Genomic DNA, 20,950 nt, shown 5'->3' on the forward strand with positions numbered 1-20,950 from the left:
GATCGTTATTCCGTAAATAGGATGCCGGCTCATCCTTGTGCAAGGCCGACCCCTCCTAGCCATCTGGGTAAGTCGAATCAAGCTTTCTGACCAACGATTCGCGGCGGCGGATGCTTCCGCGGGTCCGGAGCCGCATGGCCGGCCGCGCAAGGTAGCAGTTTCTTAACCGCGTCACTTAACGAAATGCGCCGAAACCGCTTTTCTCCGAAACGGCTTCCTTTACAATTCAACGTTGAACCTATGCGTAGAGTTCAACAGGGGGAGTGTCATGCCCGGGAAAACCGCATGCTTCACCATCGCCGGGCTGACCATGCTCGGCACGATTTCGCAGACGGCGGCCGGCGGCCGCGCCGTCGAATGTTATGAACCGGTCCGCAGTCCGGCCGTCTACGACACGGTCTATGAAGACGTGATGATCAGTCCGCCCGGCCAGCAGGTCGACTATATCGCCCCTATCTATGGCACGCGCGAGCGCGTCGTGATGACCGTTCCGGCGCAAGTGACCTACCAGATCGTGCCGGCCGTCACCCGCACCGTCTACCGCACGGTCCGGGTCGATGGCGGCGGCTACTCCTGGGAATGGCGCGTCATCCATGGCCGCAAGGTGCTGTGCAAGGTATGGCACAAGGCGCGCTACGAACGTGTTGCCAAAACCGTGGTGATCCAGCCCGAACGCACGCGGCGCGTGGTCATCCCCGCACAGTACGACAGGATCGCCCAGGAGGTGCTGGTGCAGCCCGAGCAAAGGCGCGTCATCGATGTCCCCGCCTCCTACCAGACCGTCGCGCGCCGCGTGCTGGTTCGCGAAGGTTCATCGGGCTGGCGGCGGGTGCATATTCCCAGGCATTGCCAGGATTAGCGAGCATAGCGTAACCTGCGTCGCAGCGGATCTCCGTAGGGCTGAGGGCATGCGCAACCTGGAAATTTCCAATCAGGAATTGTCAGACCTTGCCGAAGAAGCCTTGGCGCTTGCCAAAGGTTACTGGGCCTCCCTCGAGGAACGTCGGACGTATCCCACGACCAGCGGCAAACAGACGACCGAACTGTTCTCGCGGCCTTGGCAGGAGAGCGGCCGCGGACGGGAAGTCTTGCAGGATTTCAAGTCGATCGCGGAGCATGTGCGGCCTTCAACCGGCAGATTCTTCGGTTATGTCGTCGGCTCCGGCGAACCGGTCGGCGCGCTGGGGGAGCTGCTGGCTGCGGTGCTCAATCAGAATGTGACGTCGTGGCGGTCGGCTCCGGCTGCGACATCGATCGAACGCGCCGTGGTCGGGTGGTTGGCGGAGGCTGTCGGTTGCCCCGGATTTACAGGCAGCCTGTGCGGCGGCGGCTCGACGGCGAACCTCATGGCCCTGGCGATGGCGCGGGAAGCGAAGCTACCAGCCAACGAAACAGGCGTGCGGCCCTGCGTGATCTATGCTTCCGAGCAAGTGCACATGTCCATTCCAAAGGCCGTCGCGCTGTTGGGGATCGGTAGAAAAAATCTCCGTTTGATCCCTGTCGACGACAAATTCAGGATGCGGACGGATGCCCTCCAGGCGGCTATCGCCGTCGACCGCGAGGCCGGAAACATGCCCATCGCCATCGTGGCCACGGTCGGCACCATCATCTCCGGTGCGATCGATCCCCTTCCCGAGATTGCAGACATCGCCCGGAGGGAGGCGCTGTGGATGCACGTCGACGGTGCCTACGGAGGGCTGGCGGCTCTTGCGGCGCCGGAAAAGTTCCAAGGGTTGTCTTCGGCGGACTCGCTGTCACTGGATGCGCACAAATGGCTCTATCAGCCACTCGATTGCGGCTGCCTGCTCTATCGTCACCCGGACATTGCGCGAAAGACTTTTTCGCACAGCGACGACTATGTCAGGATACTGAGCGATGACCCTACGGAAGCATTTGCGTTCTTTGAGGAGTCGATCGAACTCTCTCGACGCTTCCGTGCGCTGAAGCTCTGGATGTCGCTGCAGTATCACGGACGCCATGCCTATCGCGAAGCCATTGCCCGCGATCTCCACCATGCCCAGATGTTGGCGCAGGCAATCGCGTCGCAGCCGGAGTTGGAACAGCTTGCGCCCGTATCGCTAAGCGCAGTCTGTTTCCGCCACCGCTCAAAGGACAATGAAGCGATCCTGCGCCGCGTGATCGCGCGCGGCCGGGTGTATCTGTCGAATGCGACGATCAACGGCCATTTCGCGCTGCGCGCGTGTTTCGTCAATCACCGAACGACCCCAGATGACGTGCAGGCGATTGTGTCCGAAGTCATTGCCGCCGCAGACGAAATCAATCGCTGAGTGAGTCTTCAACCTGGCGGCGTTCAGGCCACTTCCGCCCGCAGCCATGTCTTCAGGCCGGCGATGTCGCCGTCGCCCACCGCCGCCGCAACGCGCCGGCCGACGGCGGCGCCGAACTTGTAGCCATGGCCGGAGCAGGCCGAGACGATCAGGCATTTTCCTCGCTCGTGAGCGAAGAACTTCTCATCTTCGGTGAAGGTGTAGGCGCAGGTGACCACCTCGGTCACCCTGTATTCCTCGATCCGGGCGATCGGCGGCGAGAACAGGTTGCGGATTGCCTCGCCCTCGCCCGCCACCGGCTGGCGGTTCCAATCGGCATCGCTGGTCGGCACCCTGTGCAGCCCGGATCCGAATTTCATGCCGGCGCCGCCCGAAGGCGGGATCACGTAGCCATCGACAGCACCGCCGACATCGAGGACGACCGGTGCCGCCCGCCAGGCGGCCTTGAGGTCGGCCGGCGGTTCGACATAGGCAAGTGCGGTTCGATAGGTCTTCAGCTCGCCGTCCAGCTCCGGAAACAGTTTCAGCACCCAGGCGCCGGCGGCGACAACGATGCGGTCGGCCTGCATGGTCTCGCCGCTTTCGAGCACGATGTGGCCGGCTTCCGCGTCGACTTCGACGACCTTGCTATTTTCGTAAACATTGGCGCCGTTGGCGCGCAGCCAGTTTGCCAGGCCGGAGGCGATCTTGCGGCAATGCAGCGCGCCGCCTTCGGTCGAAAAATAGGCATAGCGGAATGAGCCGGCTTCGAGAAACGGCCAGCGTTCCACGGCTGCGTCCGGCTCCAGCAATTCGAACGGAAAATTGCCTTCTTCCAAGCCCTCGCGATATTCCTCGGCCTCGTCGCCCGGTTCGCGCGAAACGCAGACAAATCCGCGCGCATCAAGATGGCTTTCGCCGAGATCGGCCCACATCTCGTCCCAGGCCTGGTAGGCTTCGGTGATCAGCCGGCCATAGCCGGTCCCGGCGCGGTAGGCGCGGCGGATGATGCGATGGTGGTCGCCCGACGCAGCCAGCGGGTTGGGGATCGGCCCCTGTTCGACGATTGACACGCTGTGGCCGGCCTTGACCAGCGACCACGCCGTGGAGAGACCGGCAATGCCTGCGCCGACAACGATCACATTCATCAAATCAGACTTTCCGCAGCCGGTCGGCTGGCTCAACGCATTGGATTGCGGCGCCAACATAGGGTCTGGAACCAGGCTGGCAAGCCGCGCTACTGGTCCGGCATGAGCAAATTGACGCCACCCGCCCTGGCCTTTGATCCAGCCACTCGCCGCCTGCGGTTGGACCCGCACGAGCCGGACTTTTTTCAAAACCCTTATGAAGCCTATGCCCTGCTGCACGGCGCATCGAATGCCTTCTTCTGGGAGGAGTTCGGTTTCTGGTGCTTTGGCGGCTTCGACGACGTCAACCGCCTGCTGCGCGACCGCCGCTTCGGCCGCCAGAACCCGGCCGGCATTCCAGACAGTCGCGGCATTGGACAGGACCGCACCCATCTCAGGGCCTTCGACGGGCTCGAAGCCAATTCGATGCTGGAACTGGAGCCGCCGGTGCACACGCGGCTGAGAACACTGGTGAACCGCGCCTTCGTCTCGCGCCAGGTCGAGCGGCTGCGACCGCGTGTCGAGGCTTTGGCCAACGAGTTGATCGACCGTTTCGAACCAGGCAAGACGGTCGACCTGTTGCCTGCTTTCGCGGCGCCCTTGCCGATCACCATCATTGCCGAAATGCTCGGCGTGCCGGTCGAAATGGGGCCGCAACTGCTCGACTGGTCGCACCAGATGGTTGCCATGTATATGCATGGCCGCACCCGCGCGATCGAAGAGACGGCCAACCGCGCCGCGCGCGAATTTGCGGATTTCCTCCGTGGCTGCGTCACCGAACGACGCAGGAATCCCGGCGACGACCTTTTGTCGCTGCTGATCTCGGCGCAGGAGGATGGCCAAAAGCTGTCGGAGGACGAGATGGTGTCCTCGGCAATCCTGCTGCTCAATGCCGGCCATGAAGCGACCGTGCACCAGACCGGCAATGCCGTCCGCTCGATCCTGGCGCAAGGGGGCGATGTCAGCCGCTTCTTCGGCTCGCCCGAGACGACCGCGGCAACGGTCGAGGAATGCCTGCGGTTCGACGCGCCGCTGCACATGTTCACGCGCTACGCCTATCAGGAGATCGAAGTCTCGCCCGGCATCGTCGTGCAGCCGGGGCAGACGATCGGGCTGCTGCTTGGCATGGCCAATCATGACCCGCGCGCCTTCGCCGATCCCCTCGCTTTCCGGCCCGACCGTGCCGACCAGAAGAACGTCTCCTTCGGCGCCGGCATCCATTTCTGCATCGGCGCGCCGCTCGCCCGGCTCGAATTGCAGGTGTCGCTGAAAACCTTGTTCGAACGGCACCCGAAGCTGCATCTTGCCGAAAGGCCAAGCTTCCGCGACACTTACCACTTCCATGGGCTGGAAACGCTCGCCGTCGGCTTTTGACGAAGCGCGGGTTGGCCGCCGGCCTATTTTCGACCATAGCACCGGCCGCAACCACAACGTCGGCTCACCGGATCGTGCGCTCACCCTGTGCGCTGCCTTGCCCGCGAAGTGCCGACGCAGAGCATCGGCCAGGAAGGGCTCGATCTCCTGGGGCGCAGTATTATCGCGACGATATCTCCGACGCGAACATCAAGGCACAGGATGCCTACGTCTTGACCTTGCACCGCTGGCTGGCACCTGTTGATCCATGCCAAATCGCAAGATCGGTCGAGCGCGACATATCCGGAAAGGGCTAGCTGGGTGTCGCCACGGAGGAAGAGACGTTGAAGGCCGCACTTGAAAACTACCAGGTCCGAATGCAGCGGGTGCTGAACCATATAGACCAGCATCTGGATGACGACCTGGGCCTGGAGGCGTTGAGCGGCGTCGCGGCGTTCTCGAAATACCATTTCCACCGGCAGTTCACGTCCACCTTCGGGGTGTCCGTGCATCGCTATGTCCAGCTCGCCCGCATGAAGCGTGCTTCGTACAGGCTCGCCGAAAGTGACGCCCAAAGCGTCACCGACATAGCCATGGATGCCGGCTACGACGCGCCGGATGCCTTCGCCCGCGCCTTTCGGCAACGGTTCGGACAATCGCCTTCGTCGTTCCGGAAGTCTCCCGATTGGGGGTCGTGGCTCATGGCCTTCGGGCCCCTCGAAAAAGCAAGGAACACGCTCATGCAGATAATCTTTGAACACGACGACGTGACGATCCGCGATGTGCCTCCGACGCCGGTGGCGATCATGGAGCACCGCGGAGACCGGGCGACGCTCCAGGACACCATCCAGCGGTTTATCGCCTGGCGTAAGGCCGCGGGCTTGTCACCCGAGACAAGCCCGACCTTCAACGTCTTCCGTTCCGAAAGGGAGCCCGCAGTCCCCGCTGACTATAGCATGGACATTTGTGCCGGGACCGACCAGCCGATCGAGGCGAATGACGCGCAGATGAAGGCTGGCGTGATCCCGGGCGGACGCTGCGCGGTGCTGCGCTACCCCGGCAACACCAACAATCTCGAACCCGCAGCACTTTACCTTTATCGTGAATGGCTTCCGGCCAGCGGAGAGGAAGCACGCGACTTTCCGATCTATTGCCAACGACATCTGTCCCACTTCCAGGAGGGACCGCTACGCGAAGTGGTCGTTGAACTCTTTCTGCCTCTGAAATAGCTCGGCAGGACAGCGGTTTGCCGCTTCCGATCGCGATCATGGCGACGCGAGATCAGAGCTTGATCACATACTCCTTGCGAGTCGTTTCAAGCACTTCCCAGCTGCCTTTGAAGCCGGGCCTCAGCACGAAGCTGTCGCCGGTCCGAACGGTGCGCGCTTGCCCACCGTCCTCCGCGATCACCGAAACGCCGGACAGGATGTGGCAGAACTCCCACTCGTCATAGACGATGCGCCATTTGCCCGGGGTCGATTCCCAGATGCCGGCGTAGAGGCCGCCGTCGCGCTCCTCGACATTCCAGGTGCGGAATTTGGGCTCGCCCGAGATCAGCCGGTCCGGTGCCGGCGCGCCCTGTTCGGCGTCGACAGTGTCGACGCCGATGGCAAGAAATTTTGACTCGCTCATGATCGGTCAGACCTTGGCAAGCGCCTGTTCGAGGTCGGCGACGATGTCGTTGACGTCCTCGATGCCGATCGAAAGCCGCACCGTGTCCGGTCCTGCGCCGGCCTTGACCTTCTGCTCGTCGGAAAGCTGGCGGTGCGTGGTCGAGGCCGGGTGGATGACCAGCGACTTGGTGTCGCCGACATTGGCGAGGTGCGAGAACAGTTCGAGCGCCTCGACAAATTTGACGCCGGCGTCATAGCCGCCCTTCAGCGCGAAGGTGAACACGGCGCCGGCGCCAAGCGGTGAGTACTTCTTCTGCAACGCGTTGTTCTTGTCGCTGGGCAGGCCGGGATAGTTCACCGAGGCGACCTTGGGATGGTTGGACAGCCAGGCAGCAACCGTCACGGCGTTGTCGCAGTGACGCTGCATGCGCAGCGGCAAGGTTTCCAGGCCGGTCAGGATGAGGAAGGCGTTGAACGGCGAGATCGCCGGGCCAAGATCGCGCAGGCCGAGCACGCGCGCGGCAATGGCGAAAGCAAAATTGCCGAAGGTTTCGTGCAGGACGAGGCCGCCATATTCGGGGCGCGGTTCCGACAGCATCGGATATTTGCCCGACTTCGACCAATCGAAGGTGCCGCCATCGACGATGGCGCCGCCGATCGAGTTGCCATGGCCGCCGATGAATTTGGTCAGCGAATGGACGACGATGTCGGCGCCATGCTCGATCGGCCGGATGAGGTAGGGTGAGGCCAGCGTGTTGTCGACGATCAGCGGCAGGCCGTGCCCGCGCGCGATGTCGCCGATCTTCTCGATGTCGACGAAGGTGCCGCCCGGATTGGCGAGGCTCTCGATGAAGATCGCCTTGGTCCTGTCGTCGATCTGGCTTTCGAAGGTCGAGATATCGTTGGTGTCGGCCCAGCGCACCTCCCAGCCATAATTCTTGAAGGCATGGCCGAACTGGTTGATCGAACCGCCGTAAAGCTTGTTGGCGGCGACGAAATTGTCGCCCGGCTGCATCAGATTGTGGAACACGATCACCTGCGCCGCATGGCCGGAGGCGACCGCAAGCGCCGCCGTGCCGCCCTCGAGGGCCGCCATGCGTTCTTCGAGCACCGCCTGGGTGGGGTTCATGATGCGGGTGTAGATGTTGCCGAAAGCCTTCAGTCCGAACAGCGAAGCGGCATGGTCGGCATCGTCGAAGACGAAGGAGGTGGTCTGGTAGATCGGCGTGGCACGAGCGCCGGTCGCCGGGTCGGGCTTGGCGCCGGCGTGGACGGCGAGCGTGTTGAAACCTGGCGTGCGGGTCACTGAAAACCTCCCTGAAAAACCTTCTGAAATTCGCCGGGCATTCTTGGCGAAGCCCGGCCTCGAATGCAAAGAAGAAAATACCCTTCCGTGCAGGACCTTCTATCAAGCGGCAGGAAAATACGGCGTTTGCCGGAATAATTTTGCGCTTTCGCCCCTCGCCTATTTCTGGCGGACGCCGAAACTCTGGAATCCGGAGCGCATCAGTGGCTTCTTCGACGACAGCACGCCGGAGTTGACGCCGGTCCAGCCGATCTCGCCGGACAGCTTGCCATATTCGATCTTGGGGCAGCGGTTCATCACCACCTTGATGCCCGCCGCCTCGGCGCGTGCGGCGGCCTCGTCATGGCGCACGCCAAGCTGCATCCAGATGACTTTCGGCAAGGGATCGAGCCGCAACACCTTGTCGACGATGCCGGGCACCGCCGCCGGCGCGCGAAAAATGTCGACCATGTCGACCGGCTCCGGAATATCGGCGAGCCTGGCATAAGTCATCCGACCGAGTATCTCCTTGCCGGCCTGACCAGGATTGATCGGGAACACCGAAAAGCCCTTGGCCAGCAGATATTTCAGCACGAAATAACTTGGCCGCACATCATTGGCGGATGCGCCGACCATGGCGACGGTCTTCACCGAATTGAGGATGCCGGCGATGTAGGTGTTGTCGTAGCTATCGTGGATCATGCCTCGTCCTCATACAACGCCTCCTCGAGAAAGCCATCCGGGTCATTGCTAAAATCGCGCAGCATGCGGAAGTGGTCCGTGTCGCGAAAGTCGGCGGGCTCCAGCCCGAGCCGGCTGATGCGGAACAGCCGTGCGCCGGGACAGGCCATCAGCAATGGCGAATGCGTCGCCATGATCACCTGCGCGGTGCCCGACCGGTCCATGCGCCGCAGCATCTTGAGCAGTTCGATCTGTCGCGACGGCGAAAGCGCGCTCTCGGGCTCGTCGAGGATGTAGATGCCTTGCCTGCGGCAGCGCTCCTCGAAAAAGCGGATAAAACCCTCGCCATGCGACCAGGACAGGAAGTCCGGAGGTGCCCCGCCAGACTCCAGCGCCGCCTGATCGAGATAGCGGGCCACGGAGTAAAAGGATTCGGCACGAAAGAACCAGCCGGCAGTGACTTTCGGCAGCCAGTGACCGCGGAAAGTGTCTGCAAGTGCTGCGCCACTCTTGTCGATGGCGCCGGCATGGTCGACCGGCCTGTAGCCCTTGCCGCCTCCGGCTTCGTCATAGCCGGCCAGTGCGCCGATCGCCTCGAGCAGCGTCGATTTGCCGGTGCCGTTCTCGCCGACAATGATGGTGATCGGCGTGGTGAATTCGAGCTCGAACTCATGGCCGCGAAACAGCGGCAGGTTCCTGGGATATTTCTCCCAGTCCGCCACGCGCTCAGCGTCAAGCAGGAAGCGCTTCAGATAGGGAGCCTTTAGCCGCGTCAGTTGCTTGCGATGGGCCATCAGCCGGGGAGCGAAATCGTGCCGTCTTCCGCGATCGGAAAGGCCGGATTGTGCGCCACTTCCCAGACATGCCCGTCGGCGTCGGCGAAATAGCCGTACCAGCCGCCCCAAAAGGCCCGGCCGGCCGGCTTGACGATGCGGCCGCCGGCTTTTTCCGCCCTGGCGAGCACGTCGTCCACTTCGGCGTCGGAACGGGTGTTGTAGGCGAGGTAGACCGCCGATGGCGCCGCGGCGAAGGCGATGCCGGAATCCTCTTCTGCGCTGGCGCGCGGGAACAGGCCGAGGATGACGCCGCCCATCTGGAAGAAAGCGACCCCGTCGGTGATGCCGGCATGCCGCTTCAAGCCCATAGCCTCGTAGAAGCGCACCGCACGGTCGAGATCGTCGGTGGCGATGGTGATGATGGAGATACGCGGTTCCATGGTGCTGCTCCTATTCGTCCGTCCATTCCGGCTTGCGCTTGCCGATGAAGGCGCCGATGCCTTCCTCGGCGTCGCGCGCGAGCATGTTTTCGACCATGATCCGACCGGTATAGGCGTAGGCGTCCGCCAGCCCCATTTCGGCCTGCGCGTAAAACGCCTCCTTGCCGGTCTTGATCACCAAAGATGATTTGGAAGCAATGGTTTGCGCGTATTTGGTGACGATCTGATTCAAATATTCGCGCGGCACGACGCGGTTGACCAGGCCGAACTCCTTGGCGGTCGCCGCATCGATCGTCTCTCCGGTCAACAGCATCTCCATCGCCTGCTTACGCGAGACGTTGCGCGACAGCGCCACCATCGGCGTCGAGCAGAACAGGCCGATGTTGACGCCCGGCGTGCGGAAGGTCGCCTCATGCGAAGCGATCGCCAGGTCGCAGCTGGCGACCAGTTGCAGCCCGGCGGCGGTGGCGAGGCCGTCGACTTCCGCGATGACAGGCAAGGGATGCCGCACGATCGCCTGCATCAGCGTCGCACAGGCCGCAAACGTCTCTGCGAAGAAGGCCTTGCCATGATCGGCGTCAGTGCGGCGCGCCGTCATTTCCTTGAGATCATGGCCGGCGCAGAACACCTTGCCGGCTGCCGACAAAACGATCACGCGAACCGCCTTATCGGCCTTGGCGCGCTCGAGTTCGACCGTCAGCGCCGCCATCACCGCCAGCGACAGGGCGTTGGCGGGCGGATTGGCGAGTGTGAGGCGCAGCACGCCCTTGTCCAGTCGTGCAACAACCGGACCCTCAACGGCGGCAGGCTTGATGGCAACGATTTCGGCCATGGATAAGGTCTCCGCGATTCCGCTGGGGCTGCCAGAGTATCTAATACCGGATCAGGTTTCGTCCAACACCGATCGCTTGCACCAGGGGACGAAGATTGTCAGAAATGCCGCGCCGCGCCCATACAGGTAGGCCAAAAACGAGAGACCGACATGCCCGCCCAAACCAATTTGAAGCCGGTGCTGACCGCGCAACAAGTCAATGCGCTGATGGAGACCGTCTATCCGCAGCTCAATGAGCAGTTCAAATATTTCGAGGCGATCGACGTGTTCCCCGGCGGCTGCACCGTGCGGCTCAACGCCGGCGAGCGGCACTTGCGTCCGGGCGGAACGGTCTCCGGCCCGTCGCTGTTCACGCTGGCCGATATCGGCGGTTATGTCTGCGTGCTGTCACATGCCGGGCCGGATGCGCTTTCCGTGACCGTCAACCTCGACATCAACTTCGTGCGCAAGGCCGAGGCCGGACCGATCGACGGCCATTGCCGCATCCTGAAGCTGGGAAAAAGCCTGATGGTGTTCGATATCGACATCGTTGCCGGCCCGGACGGACACACGGTGGCGCACGCCACGGGGACGTATTCGATCCCACCGAAGCGGAACACATAACGCCGCTGCGCGGACACGGTGCAGCAGGATGGTGTGATGGTCCTCGGTTTGGACGAAGCAGTTGGACCAGGCCAACGAGAAAGCTTCCCACTGGGCAAGCAACCGACTAATCTTGGCCAGAATCCGCGGTCGGCACCCGAGACTGAGCCCTTGGCAACGAACTCCACCTCTACCGGACACGAAGCCAGCGATCCGGGATGGCTTGATTTGCACTTCGAGTCTTCGCGTCCTGAGTATGAACAGGCGCTGCGTGAGATAGGCATTCAGCCGGGTTGGGCGGTTCTGGATGCCGGCTGCGGTGGCGGCAGCTTCTTACCTGTCCTGCGTGACCTGGTTGGCCCGGGCGGAACGATAGATGTGATTGACCTGGCACCCGAGAACATCGCGCGGGTGAAAGGCTGGATACTGGGCGTTGGGCAGGAGCCGACCATCCGCGCCCAAACTGGCAACGTTCTGGAATTGCCCTTTATCGACGCTTCCTTCGACTGTGTATGGTCGGCCAACGTCATGCAGTACCTGACCCCGAGCGAGTTTGCTCAAGCGGTCCGGGAAGCTTGCCGTGTCCTGAAACCCGGTGGGACCTTGGCTATCAAGGACTTCGACTCGACTCTGCTGCATATCCTGCCGATCGACCGGGGCGTTCTCTCGCGTTTCATGACGATCCGCTTGCAGGCGTTCCGCGACAAGGGGGTACTGGGAACCGATTGCGGGTCGACGCTGCCCGCTCGCCTTCGGGACGCCGGCGTCACACCTTTGTGGCGTAAGAGCTGGCTCGTGGAGCGCTGGGCGCCCGTTTCGTCTTTCACGCGCGCGTATGTCGCCGATCTCCTGGCTTACTTCGCATCCGTTTCAACCACTTACGACCTCAGTCAGGCCGACCGGAGCTATTGGCAGCGCCTGGGCCAAAATCCGTGCGAACTGCTCGACCAGCCTGACTTCTGTTATCGAGAACTCTTTGTCCTTACGGTCTGTCGTATGACGTAAAGGCGTTGCTTGGACCTGGGACAAGCGACGCACTATTGGGTGATCCCAACCCGCTTCGGCCGACGGCAGCTACCTCGTCTCGGTTCCGTTACGCCGAACCCTTCGATGTGGTAAAATAATACCTTTCTATTAAGCTATTGTTTTTGCTTGTTTTTGCGCACTAGCCTGCTTTTCCTATGCCTTGACGCAATCACCCTCCTCGCCTATAAGCTCCTCACGAAGCAGCGGCCCGCAAAGGCCGCCGTTTTGTTATTGGCGGCGGGCAGCGTCCTTCCGACAATCCAAGCAACAAGAAACGCCTTCTCTTATGAAGGTCAGAACCGAGAGCAGAAAACATGACAACCTTTTCGCAGAAGCCTGCGGATGTGGTGAAGAAGTGGATCCTGATCGATGCCGAAGGTCTCGTCGTCGGTCGTCTGGCCACTGTCATCGCCAATCATCTTCGCGGCAAGCACAAGCCGACCTTCACCCCGCATGTCGACGACGGCGACAACGTCATCGTCATCAATGCCGACAAGGTGGTGTTCACCGGCAAGAAGTTCACCGACAAGGTCTATTACTGGCACACCGGCCACCCAGGCGGCATCAAGGAGCGCACCGCGCGCCAGCTGCTCGAGGGTCGTTTCCCCGAGCGTGTCGTCGAGAAGGCCGTTGAGCGCATGGTCCCGCGTGGCCCGCTCGGCCGTCGCCAGATGAAGAACCTGCGCGTCTATGCAGGTGCCGAGCATCCGCATGTCGCCCAGCAGCCCGTCGTGCTCGACGTGGCCAAGCTGAACGCCAAGAACAAGAAGGTCGCATAAGATGGCTGAGCTTTCCTCGCTCGCAGAACTGGGCGCCGCCACCGGCAACACCAATACCCAGCCGGCGGCCCCCGTCCACGTCCAGAAGCTCGACAAGTCGGGCCGCGCTTATGCCACCGGCAAGCGCAAGAACGCCATTGCGCGCGTCTGGGTGAAGCCGGGTTCCGGCAAGATCATCGTCAACGACAAGGAATTCGCGACCTATTTCGCGCGTCCGGTCCTGCAGATGATCCTCAACCAGCCGATCATCGCCTCCAACCGCGCCGGGCAGTACGACATCGTCGCGACAGTTGTCGGCGGCGGTCTCTCCGGCCAGGCTGGCGCCGTGCGTCACGGTATCTCCAAGGCGCTGACCTACTACGAGCCGACGCTGCGCGCCGTGCTCAAGAAGGGCGGCTTCCTGACCCGCGACAGCCGCGTCGTCGAGCGCAAGAAGTACGGCAAGGCGAAGGCCCGTCGTTCGTTCCAGTTCTCGAAGCGCTAAACGCTCCGCAGCTTCAGACCATCGAAAGGCCGCCTCCGGGCGGCCTTTTTGTTTGCGGCTCGGCAGTCACCCTATCCGCGCCTGCGGCGCGACCTCCCCTCGATGGGGAGGTCGGCGCGTAGTGCCGGTGGGGTGATGGCGCCGTCACAAAACAGGTCAGGCCTTGCCGCCCTTGATATAGTCGATGAACGCCCGCAGCGGGGCCGGAACCAGGCGTCGGCCGGGATAATAGAGGAACGGTCCGGGAAAACTCGGCCACCACGGTTCGAGAATGGGTTCAAGCGCGCCGCTTTCGAAGTAAGGGCGAAGCCAGCCCTCGAAGAGGCCGATGATGCCGGTGCCGGCTATGGCGGCGTCGACGGCAAGATCGGTCGCTCCGCCGATCCGCACAATCAATGGCCCTGTCGGATCGACCCGCACCACCTCGCCGTCGCGTTCGAATTCCCATGGCAGCATCGCACCGCTGGCAAAGCGGCCGCGCACGCAGGAATGGCCAAGCAGGTCGCTCGGATGTTGCGGCCGCCCATGGCGATCGAGATAGGCAGGGCTGGCTGCGGTGGCGAAATGCTGCACGCGCGGTCCTATCGGCACCGCGATCATGTCCTGTTCCAGCCGCTCGTCGTAGCGGATGCCCGCATCGCACCCAGCCGCCAGCACATCGACAAAGTTCTCGTCGGCGATCACCTCCAGCCGGATACCGGGATAGGCCGCGAGGAAACCCGGGAGGATGTCGGGCAATATCAGCCGCGCCGCACTCACCGGCACGTTGAGACGCAGCGAGCCTGCCGGCCTGTCGCGAAAGCCGTTCACCACGTCCAGCGCCGCCTCGACCTCCGACAGTGCCGGGCCGAGCCGCTCCAGCAGGCTGAGGCCCGCTTCGGTCGGGACAACGCTGCGCGTTGTGCGGTTGAAAAGCCTGACACCGAGCTGTGCCTCTAGACGACGCACCGCCTCGCTCAAGCCCGAAGCGCTGCCGCCGCTGGCACGCGCGCCGTCGCGAAAGCCCCCGGCGCGCGCCACAGCCACGAAGGCATTCAGATCACTGAGGTCCATCATTGTTCGTTATTCCGCACAGCCTGTGTGGATTGTACCCGATTATCACGAGATTGAGCAGCGCCTATCTCTGTCTCCTCAAAGGAGATCAACCATGTCCAATATTCGACAGGCCGGCACCTTCACCCTTGGTAGTCACACCGTAAAGCGGCTTGGCTACGGCGCGATGCAGCTCGCCGGGCCCGGCGTATTCGGGCCGCCCAAGGACCATGACGCGGCATTGGCCGTGCTGCGCGAGGCCGTTGCGCAGGGGATCGACCACATCGATACCAGCGACTTCTACGGTCCGCACGTCACCAACCGGCTGATCCGCGAGGCGCTGGCGCCCTACAAGGACGATCTCGTCATCGTCACCAAGATCGGCGCCCGGCGCGGCGCGGATGGATCGTGGTTGCCGGCCTTTTCTGCCGAAGCGCTGACCCAGGCGGTGCATGACAATCTCAGCAATCTCGGGCTCGAGGTGCTCGACGTCGTCAACCTACGCATCATGTTCGATACCCATGGCCCCGCAGAGGGATCGATCGAAGCGCCGCTCACCGTGCTGGCCGAGCTTCAACAACAGGGCCTGGTCAGGCACATAGGGTTGAGCAACGTGACGCCGGCCCAGATCGCGGAAGGACGTGAGATCGCCGAGATCGTCTGCGTCCAGAACCAGTACAATCTGGCGCATCGCGGCGACGATGCCCTGATCGACGATCTCGCCCGCGACGGTATCGCCTATGTGCCGTTCTTCCCGCTCGGCGGTTTCAACCCGCTGCAATCCTCCACCCTGTCGGAAGTCGCAGCGCGCCTCGGCGCCGCCCCGATGCAGGTCGCACTCGCCTGGCTGCTGCGCCGCGCGCCCAACATCCTGCTGATCCCGGGCACATCGTCAGTGGGGCATTTGCGGGAGAATCTCGCTGCGGCTGAACTCGAATTGCCACAGGATGCACTCAGCGAACTGGACGGCGTGGCGCTGGCGGCTTGAAGCTAGCCAATCTCCCCCCTCGAGGGGAGATGTCGCCAAAGGCGACAGAGGGGGTCGGTCCGACAGGGTTCGACCTCTCCCGCGGCAGAGGAGGTTGGCGCTCTGTGCGCGGTGACCCCCTCTGGCCTGCCGGCCATCTCCCCCTCAAGGAGGGAGATTGCAGCTCCAGCGCCGGCTCTAATTGATACTCGCCGTATTCGCCGGCTCAGCCGGCCGCGCCTCGTCGGCATAAGGCACGCGAAAACCGTTCGCCGCCAGCCAGCCAATGGCCGCCTTCGGCTCGTCGGTCTGGATGATCGTGGCGCCGCGATCGGCCCAGAAACCCCAGCTTTCGCGCGGCAGGCTGGCCTGCACGGCCAGCTCGTCGCCGCGGCCGCCGGCAAGGAAGCCGCCCGGCTTGTTGGCGATGGCGTAGGTGTCGGCCCAGATGTGCCAGTTGCCCCTCACCGCGGCCGCGCGCATGCGCGTGCTGAACAGCGGCCCGCCGGTCTCGGTCAGCGTGTCGGCGCCTGCCCGCCAGTTGATCAGCTCGATCGCGCGCGGCGAAAAGGCATGGTCGACCGTCCGGGCGAAGCCGGCATCACGCACCGCATCATCGGCGATGATCGGCATGAACTGGAAGCCGCCGCCGATAGCGGTCATTGCCGCCTTGACCGTGGTGATCCGGTTCTGGTTCCACAAATTCTCCTTGACGATGACCTGCTCGGCCATGCCGAGATCGCGAGCCACCGCGATCATGCCCGAGAGGTCGCCGACGTCGAGCTTGTTGTCGAGGTTGATGAGGATCCTGTCCCTGGTCGCCATCAGCATCTCGCGCAACGTCGAGACTGTTTCACCTGTCACCGCACCGGTGCCTTCGACCACCAGCCTGCAGGTCTTCAGTTCGGCCAGCGTGTATTTGACCACCTCGCCCTTGCAGGTCGTGGTGCGGTCGAGCCAGCTGTCATGCATGACGACGAACTCACCGCCCTTCGAGCGCCTGATGTCGACCTCGACGATTTCGGCGCCCATGGCGATCGAGCCTTCGACGGCGGCGATCGAATTTTCCGCATAGAGCGTCTTGCCGGCCTGCATGCTGCCGGCGCGATGCGCGGCCACCATGACGTGGTCGCGCCATTGGTTGGCATGTTCGAAGCGATCGAGGATCTGCCTAGCGCGGGTTTCGCCGGCCAAGGCCTGGCCGGAGGCAGCCGCCAGGGCCGTGTAAAGCAGAAGGCTCAGCCAGATGGTCCGCATCGAGAATCGCTCCTTGCCGGATCGACACCCGGATAGGCGACGCCCGTGACAGGGAGGTGAACGAAGCCGGCTAGCGGAATACTCGCAGCAGGTGCCTCAGATGCGTTTCGAGAGCCGGCGGAACCACGCCATGGCCGGCATCTCAATGAGGCGCCAAGTGATCCAGGAGGCGGCAATGGTGGCGGCGAGCATGACGGCGATCGCCACCGCTCCCATCCAGCCGGCACCGAAGCCGGTGGCAGGCTGGCCGCGCAGCATGAAGTCGCCGATCAGGCCGAGGCCGAGCTTGCGCTCGACAAGCCCGGCGACGTTGATCATGCGCGCCTGGACGAAGATGTGGACCATGTAGATCGAATAGGACAGCGCGCCGAGCGTCAGCATGAACGGGGCTCTCAGCAAGGCGCTGATCCAGCCGCCCTCATGAGCGAACAGAAACAGCGCCAGCGCGAACACCAGCGGGGCCGCGATGCCAAAATCATTGTCGCCGGCCAGCGAGACGAAAAGCACGATGACGGCCACCATGACGATTTCGGCAAGGGTCCAGTCCATCCGTGGGCCGCCCCTGGCCAGGGCCTGTCGCGCCCCTGCAATGGAATCATGCTGAAACCAGGCCAGCAAGGCGCCGAGCGAGAAGCCATACAGGCAGCGGATGAAGCCGAAATCGAAGGACACATCCATATGATGGGTCGAGAAGCCGAGCAGGAACAGCGGTGCGGTGACGGCGGCGGCAACGAACCATATCCAGGCGCGCGCGCCGGCGACGAAGACCACGCCGGCAAACAAGAGATAGGCGAAGAACTCGGCCGAAATGCTCCAGCTCGGCGCATTCCAGGTCAGCTGATCCTCGAAGCCGACACCCTGGAGCAGGAGAAGATTGGCAAGCAAACTCTTGAGATCGAAGCCGCCGGTGAAGGGAGCAGCCCCGGTTCCATGCAGTTGCGGCAGCATCAGCCGCAGCAGCTCGAAGCCGGCAAAGGCGGCAAGCATGAGCAGGTGCAGCGGGTAGATGCGGCCGAAACGGACCAAGGCGAAGCGCGCGACCTGTTCCGGCTGGTTCAGCCGATCGCCGTAGCTGCTGGCGATGACGAAGCCGGAAAGGACGAAGAAGAAGTCGACGAACAGGTAGGACGAACCGATGAAGGCGCTTTGCGAAATCGTCGAAGCGGTCGGAAAGTGAAACAGCGCCACCAGAAGCGCGCAGATGCCACGCCACGAATCGAGCACCAGGAAGCGTTCACCGGCGACCGTGCCGGTGTGGGTCGACGCCGCGGCACGGGTGGGGTTGAGAAACGCGGTCTGCGTCATGATGATACAATCCTGTCTTGCCGTGGCACTCGGGCAGCGCCATTCCGTCTCGCCAAGCTGTGACTGGCATCTTCCGTGCCGGTTCTGTAGTTGTTGCAACCCGATGAAAAACGAGGAGCCGTAATGGCGAACAACAACATCGACAACGCCTTCACCGCCCGTTCCAAAACGGGCGCCGCGTTCGAGCCGACCTATTCCGGCGCGCTGTCGTTCATGCGGCGCAAATACACCAAGGACGTGAAGGGCGCGGATGCTGTGGTGTGGGGTATTCCCTTCGATGCCGCCGTCACCAACCGGCCCGGCGCCCGCTTCGGGCCGCAGGCCATCCGCCGCGCCTCGGCGATCCTCGACAACGACCCGCAATATCCGTTTTCACGCGATCTGTTCGAGCATCTGGCGGTCGTCGACTATGGCGATTGCCTGCTCGATTCGGGCAATCACCAGAAGACCCCCGGCACGATCGAGCGCGAAGCGGCCAAGATCCTCAAATCCGGCGCCTTCCTGCTGACGCTCGGCGGCGACCATTTCGTCACCTGGCCGCTGCTCAAGGCGCATGCCGCCATCCATGGTCCGCTCGCCTTGGTGCAGTTCGACGCCCATCAGGATACCTGGCCGGACGACGGCAAGCGCATCGACCACGGATCCTTCGTCGGCCGCGCCGTCAAGGAAGGCATCATCGATCCCGACCGTTCGATCCAGATCGGCATCCGCACCCATGCGCCCGACACGTTCGGCATCAAGATCCTCCATGGCCATGAAATCGAGGAGATGCGGGCGTCCGACATCGCCTACGCCATCGTCGACCGCACCGGCGGCAAGAAGACCTATCTCACCTTCGACATCGACTGCCTCGATCCGGCCTATGCGCCTGGCACAGGCACGCCGGTTGCCGGCGGGCCGTCCTCGGCGAAGATCCTGTCGACACTGCGTCAACTCAACCAGGTCGATATTGTCGGCGCCGATGTCGTAGAGGTTGCGCCGGCCTATGATCACGCCGATATAACGGCGATCGCCGGCTCGATGGTGGCCATGCAATATCTCGGCCTGCTGGCTGAGCGAAAGGCCCGGCTTGAAGAGTTGAACAACGGCAACCACAATGGTGCCGCAGTGATTCAAGGTCAGGGCATATAATCTTGAAATATCAGGGAATTTGATCAACCCATGAAACCGAAAATCTTCATCGACGGCGAACACGGCACCACCGGCCTGCAGATCAGGGCGCTGCTTGCCGAGCGCAGTGATCTGGAGATCATTTCCATCCCGACCGAGCGCCGCAAGGAAACGGCTGCGCGCGCCGAGTTCCTCAACGCCGCCGATGTCGCGATCCTGTGCCTGCCCGACGACGCGGCGAAGGAAAGCGTCTCGCTGATCGCCAACGACACCACCAGGGTTATCGATGCGTCGACCGCGCATCGCGTGGCTGAAGGCTGGGCATATGGCTTCGCCGAGATGGACAAGGCGCAGGCAAAGACGATTGCCTCGGCAAAGCGCGTCGCCAACCCCGGCTGCTGGCCGCAGGGACCCATCGCCACGCTGCGGCCACTGGTCGCCGCCGGCCTGCTGCCGGCCGATTTCCCGATCACCGTCAACGGCATTTCGGGCTATTCGGGCGGCGGACGGCCGATGATCGAGGACTACGTCGCCAAGGGCGAGGACGCCTCGGAATTCCTGCCCTACGGCCTCACCCTTCAGCACAAGCACGTGCCGGAATTGAAGGCCTATGCCAAGCTGTCGCATGATCCGATCATGCAGCCGGCGGTCGGCAATTTCGCGCAAGGCATGATCACCGTCGTGCCGCTGCAGCTTGGCGGCCTCGACCATGTGCCGACCGGTGCGGAGCTGCATGCCGCGATTGCCGACCATTTCGCCGCCATCAAGGGCGGCGTGGTCGAGGTGGCGCCCTATGCGCATTCGGAGCGCGTGCCGGAGATCGATCCGGAGATCTACAACGGCACCAACCGGATGAAGGTCTATGTCTTTGCCAACGACAAACGGGCGCAGGCCCTGCTGCTGGCGGTCTACGACAATCTCGGCAAGGGTGCCTCGGGCGCCGCCGTCCAGAACATGGATCTGATGCTCGGCCTCTGATGGACACGCCCGCCTTTCCGGTGCGCTGGAACGTCAGCGCTCCCGAACTCATTGCCGAGACCTTTTCGAGCCGCATCTGGAAGGTTTTGCGCGAAGACGGATCGCCGGCGATCGTCAAGGCGCTCAAGCCTTTCGATGACGTCGCCGACGAGTTGCGCGGAGAACATTATCTCGCCTGGCGGCGCGGCGAAGGCGCGGTGCGTCTGCTCGGCCGCGACGGCCACAGCATGCTGCTCGAATATGCCGGTGAGACCTTGTTGGAGCAGGTGCTCGACCAACAGGGCGACAACGCCGCCACCGCAATCGCGGCCGAGGTGATGGCGAAACTGTTTTCACAGGGGAAAGACCCCTTCCCGACCGAGCTTCAGCCGCTCCGGGAACGCTTCGCCGGCCTGTTCAACAAGGCAAATGCCGATCGCGACGCCGGCCATGACGGCCTCTATGTCGAGGCCGCCACTATTGCCGACCGGCTGCTGGCCGATCCGCACGATATCAGGCCCTGCATGGCGACCTGCATCACGAGAACATCCTGCGCGGACCGCGCGGCTGGCTGGCTATCGATCCGAAGGGCGTGCTCGGCGATCCCGGCTTCGACGCCGCGAACATGTTCTACAACCCGCTCGACCGGGACGAGCTTTGCCTCGACCCGGAGCGGATCGCACACATGGCCGGGATCTTTGCCAGAACGCTGGGCCAGACACCGCCGGCCATCCTCGATCATGCCATCGCCTACGGCTGCCTGTCGGCGTCCTGGCATCATGAGGACAACAATGCGGTCGAGGAGAATCGCGAATTGTCGATCGCCGAGGCGATCCGAGCGGTGCAGGCAGGCTTCTGATCGCACAGGCAACGGCGCGGTAACCGCTTGTTCACCACGATAGGCTACTGACTGGTCTCGGCTCCACTTCGGGATTGTCATGGTCAGCGCGATTTCGGGTTCCTCACCGGCAACCCAGTATTCCTCGTCCAGTTCGTCGAGCAATGCAGCCCAGGAGGCCGCGCTCGAAAGCAGATCCAGGACCTGGAAGACCAGGTCAAGGCGATCACCGATCAGGT

The 20,950-nt window shown here is 63.0% G+C and carries 21 protein-coding genes and 1 pseudogene; 12 read left to right on the forward strand and 10 right to left on the reverse strand.

Features of this window, described 5'->3' with window-relative positions; translation table 11 throughout:
- Window positions 1–268: 268 nt before the first annotated feature.
- Window positions 269–859, forward strand: coding sequence for a hypothetical protein (locus EOA13_RS00190; protein WP_127288694.1), 591 nt, complete (start codon window positions 269–271; stop codon window positions 857–859).
- 49 nt (window positions 860–908) lie between these two features.
- A complete protein-coding gene (locus EOA13_RS00195; RefSeq protein ID WP_127288696.1) occupies window positions 909–2,288 on the forward strand; it encodes a pyridoxal-dependent decarboxylase in 1,380 nt (459 codons plus the stop codon).
- A gap of 23 nt (window positions 2,289–2,311) precedes the next feature.
- Here EOA13_RS00195 and EOA13_RS00200 read toward each other — a convergent pair whose 3' ends face one another.
- On the reverse strand, window positions 2,312–3,415 hold the full coding sequence (locus EOA13_RS00200) for an FAD-dependent oxidoreductase (RefSeq protein WP_127288698.1): 1,104 nt from the start codon (window positions 3,413–3,415) through the stop codon (window positions 2,312–2,314).
- A 102-nt stretch (window positions 3,416–3,517) separates the two neighbouring features.
- Between EOA13_RS00200 and EOA13_RS00205 the strand changes: the two genes are divergently transcribed.
- Together EOA13_RS00205 and EOA13_RS00210 are read left to right on the forward strand one after the other, a co-directional pair.
- Window positions 3,518–4,768: a cytochrome P450 gene (locus tag EOA13_RS00205; protein ID WP_127288700.1), complete on the forward strand. Its 1,251-nt coding sequence runs from the start codon at window positions 3,518–3,520 to the stop codon at window positions 4,766–4,768.
- A 323-nt stretch (window positions 4,769–5,091) separates the two neighbouring features.
- Window positions 5,092–5,976 carry an AraC family transcriptional regulator gene (locus EOA13_RS00210; RefSeq protein ID WP_127288702.1) on the forward strand — a complete coding sequence of 295 codons (885 nt, stop codon included), beginning with the start codon at window positions 5,092–5,094 and terminating at the stop codon, window positions 5,974–5,976.
- A gap of 52 nt (window positions 5,977–6,028) precedes the next feature.
- Here the strand turns inward: EOA13_RS00210 and EOA13_RS00215 are convergent, their stop codons facing one another.
- The 6 genes from EOA13_RS00215 to EOA13_RS00240 form a co-directional block, all read right to left on the reverse strand.
- A complete protein-coding gene (locus EOA13_RS00215) occupies window positions 6,029–6,379 on the reverse strand; it encodes a cupin domain-containing protein (protein ID WP_127288704.1) in 351 nt (116 codons plus the stop codon).
- A gap of 6 nt (window positions 6,380–6,385) precedes the next feature.
- Window positions 6,386–7,666 carry an O-acetylhomoserine aminocarboxypropyltransferase gene (locus tag EOA13_RS00220; RefSeq protein WP_127288706.1) on the reverse strand — a complete coding sequence of 427 codons (1,281 nt, stop codon included), beginning with the start codon at window positions 7,664–7,666 and terminating at the stop codon, window positions 6,386–6,388.
- 159 nt (window positions 7,667–7,825) lie between these two features.
- Window positions 7,826–8,347, reverse strand: coding sequence for a CoA-binding protein (locus EOA13_RS00225; RefSeq protein WP_127288708.1), 522 nt, complete (start codon window positions 8,345–8,347; stop codon window positions 7,826–7,828).
- On the reverse strand, window positions 8,344–9,120 hold the full coding sequence (locus tag EOA13_RS00230) for an AAA family ATPase (RefSeq protein WP_127288710.1): 777 nt from the start codon (window positions 9,118–9,120) through the stop codon (window positions 8,344–8,346). Before EOA13_RS00230 ends, EOA13_RS00225 begins: the two co-directional genes overlap by 4 nt.
- Window positions 9,120–9,542, reverse strand: a complete 423-nt coding sequence (locus EOA13_RS00235; RefSeq protein ID WP_027162400.1) for a VOC family protein — start codon at window positions 9,540–9,542, stop codon at window positions 9,120–9,122. The genes EOA13_RS00230 and EOA13_RS00235 overlap by 1 nt, the downstream gene beginning before the upstream one ends.
- Before the next feature lie 10 nt (window positions 9,543–9,552).
- Window positions 9,553–10,374, reverse strand: coding sequence for an enoyl-CoA hydratase (locus EOA13_RS00240; RefSeq protein WP_127288712.1), 822 nt, complete (start codon window positions 10,372–10,374; stop codon window positions 9,553–9,555).
- A 150-nt stretch (window positions 10,375–10,524) separates the two neighbouring features.
- Here EOA13_RS00240 and EOA13_RS00245 point away from each other — a divergent pair, with 150 nt between their 5' ends.
- The 4 genes from EOA13_RS00245 to rpsI all read left to right on the forward strand — a co-directional run bounded on the left by EOA13_RS00245 (window position 10,525) and on the right by rpsI (window position 13,245).
- The gene (locus EOA13_RS00245; protein ID WP_127288714.1) at window positions 10,525–10,977 is read left to right on the forward strand and encodes a PaaI family thioesterase; all 453 of its coding nucleotides are present in this window, start codon (window positions 10,525–10,527) and stop codon (window positions 10,975–10,977) included.
- 150 nt (window positions 10,978–11,127) lie between these two features.
- The gene (locus tag EOA13_RS00250) at window positions 11,128–11,961 is read left to right on the forward strand and encodes a class I SAM-dependent methyltransferase (protein ID WP_245490271.1); all 834 of its coding nucleotides are present in this window, start codon (window positions 11,128–11,130) and stop codon (window positions 11,959–11,961) included.
- 335 nt (window positions 11,962–12,296) lie between these two features.
- On the forward strand, window positions 12,297–12,761 hold the full coding sequence (rplM, locus tag EOA13_RS00255; protein WP_013532205.1) for a 50S ribosomal protein L13: 465 nt from the start codon (window positions 12,297–12,299) through the stop codon (window positions 12,759–12,761).
- A gap of 1 nt (window position 12,762) precedes the next feature.
- A complete protein-coding gene (gene rpsI, locus EOA13_RS00260; RefSeq protein WP_023810272.1) occupies window positions 12,763–13,245 on the forward strand; it encodes a 30S ribosomal protein S9 in 483 nt (160 codons plus the stop codon).
- Between the two features lie 156 nt (window positions 13,246–13,401).
- On the opposite strand, the gene EOA13_RS00265 is transcribed toward rpsI, so the two are convergent.
- Complete coding sequence (locus tag EOA13_RS00265; RefSeq protein ID WP_127288718.1) at window positions 13,402–14,301, reverse strand: LysR family transcriptional regulator; 900 nt, start codon at window positions 14,299–14,301, stop codon at window positions 13,402–13,404.
- A gap of 91 nt (window positions 14,302–14,392) precedes the next feature.
- Here EOA13_RS00265 and EOA13_RS00270 point away from each other — a divergent pair, with 91 nt between their 5' ends.
- Window positions 14,393–15,265: an aldo/keto reductase family oxidoreductase gene (locus EOA13_RS00270; protein WP_127288720.1), complete on the forward strand. Its 873-nt coding sequence runs from the start codon at window positions 14,393–14,395 to the stop codon at window positions 15,263–15,265.
- A 177-nt stretch (window positions 15,266–15,442) separates the two neighbouring features.
- Here EOA13_RS00270 and EOA13_RS00275 read toward each other — a convergent pair whose 3' ends face one another.
- Both EOA13_RS00275 and EOA13_RS00280 read right to left on the reverse strand, forming a co-directional pair.
- Complete coding sequence (locus EOA13_RS00275) at window positions 15,443–16,501, reverse strand: glycerophosphodiester phosphodiesterase family protein (protein ID WP_127288722.1); 1,059 nt, start codon at window positions 16,499–16,501, stop codon at window positions 15,443–15,445.
- Between the two features lie 96 nt (window positions 16,502–16,597).
- The gene (locus EOA13_RS00280; RefSeq protein ID WP_127288724.1) at window positions 16,598–17,806 is read right to left on the reverse strand and encodes an acyltransferase; all 1,209 of its coding nucleotides are present in this window, start codon (window positions 17,804–17,806) and stop codon (window positions 16,598–16,600) included.
- 123 nt (window positions 17,807–17,929) lie between these two features.
- Between EOA13_RS00280 and speB the strand changes: the two genes are divergently transcribed.
- The 3 genes and pseudogenes from speB (at window position 17,930) to EOA13_RS00295 (ending at window position 20,732) form a co-directional block, all read left to right on the forward strand.
- A complete protein-coding gene (gene speB, locus EOA13_RS00285; RefSeq protein ID WP_127288726.1) occupies window positions 17,930–18,937 on the forward strand; it encodes an agmatinase in 1,008 nt (335 codons plus the stop codon).
- 30 nt (window positions 18,938–18,967) lie between these two features.
- Window positions 18,968–19,894: an N-acetyl-gamma-glutamyl-phosphate reductase gene (argC, locus tag EOA13_RS00290; RefSeq protein WP_127288728.1), complete on the forward strand. Its 927-nt coding sequence runs from the start codon at window positions 18,968–18,970 to the stop codon at window positions 19,892–19,894.
- Window positions 19,891–20,732 (forward strand): annotated as a pseudogene (locus EOA13_RS00295) (aminoglycoside phosphotransferase family protein). Before argC ends, EOA13_RS00295 begins: the two are co-directional and overlap by 4 nt.
- The last annotated feature ends 218 nt before the right edge of the window (window positions 20,733–20,950 follow it).

This window comes from Mesorhizobium sp. M7A.F.Ca.US.011.01.1.1 (assembly GCF_003998295.1).
In the GTDB taxonomy this organism is placed as follows: domain Bacteria; phylum Pseudomonadota; class Alphaproteobacteria; order Rhizobiales; family Rhizobiaceae; genus Mesorhizobium.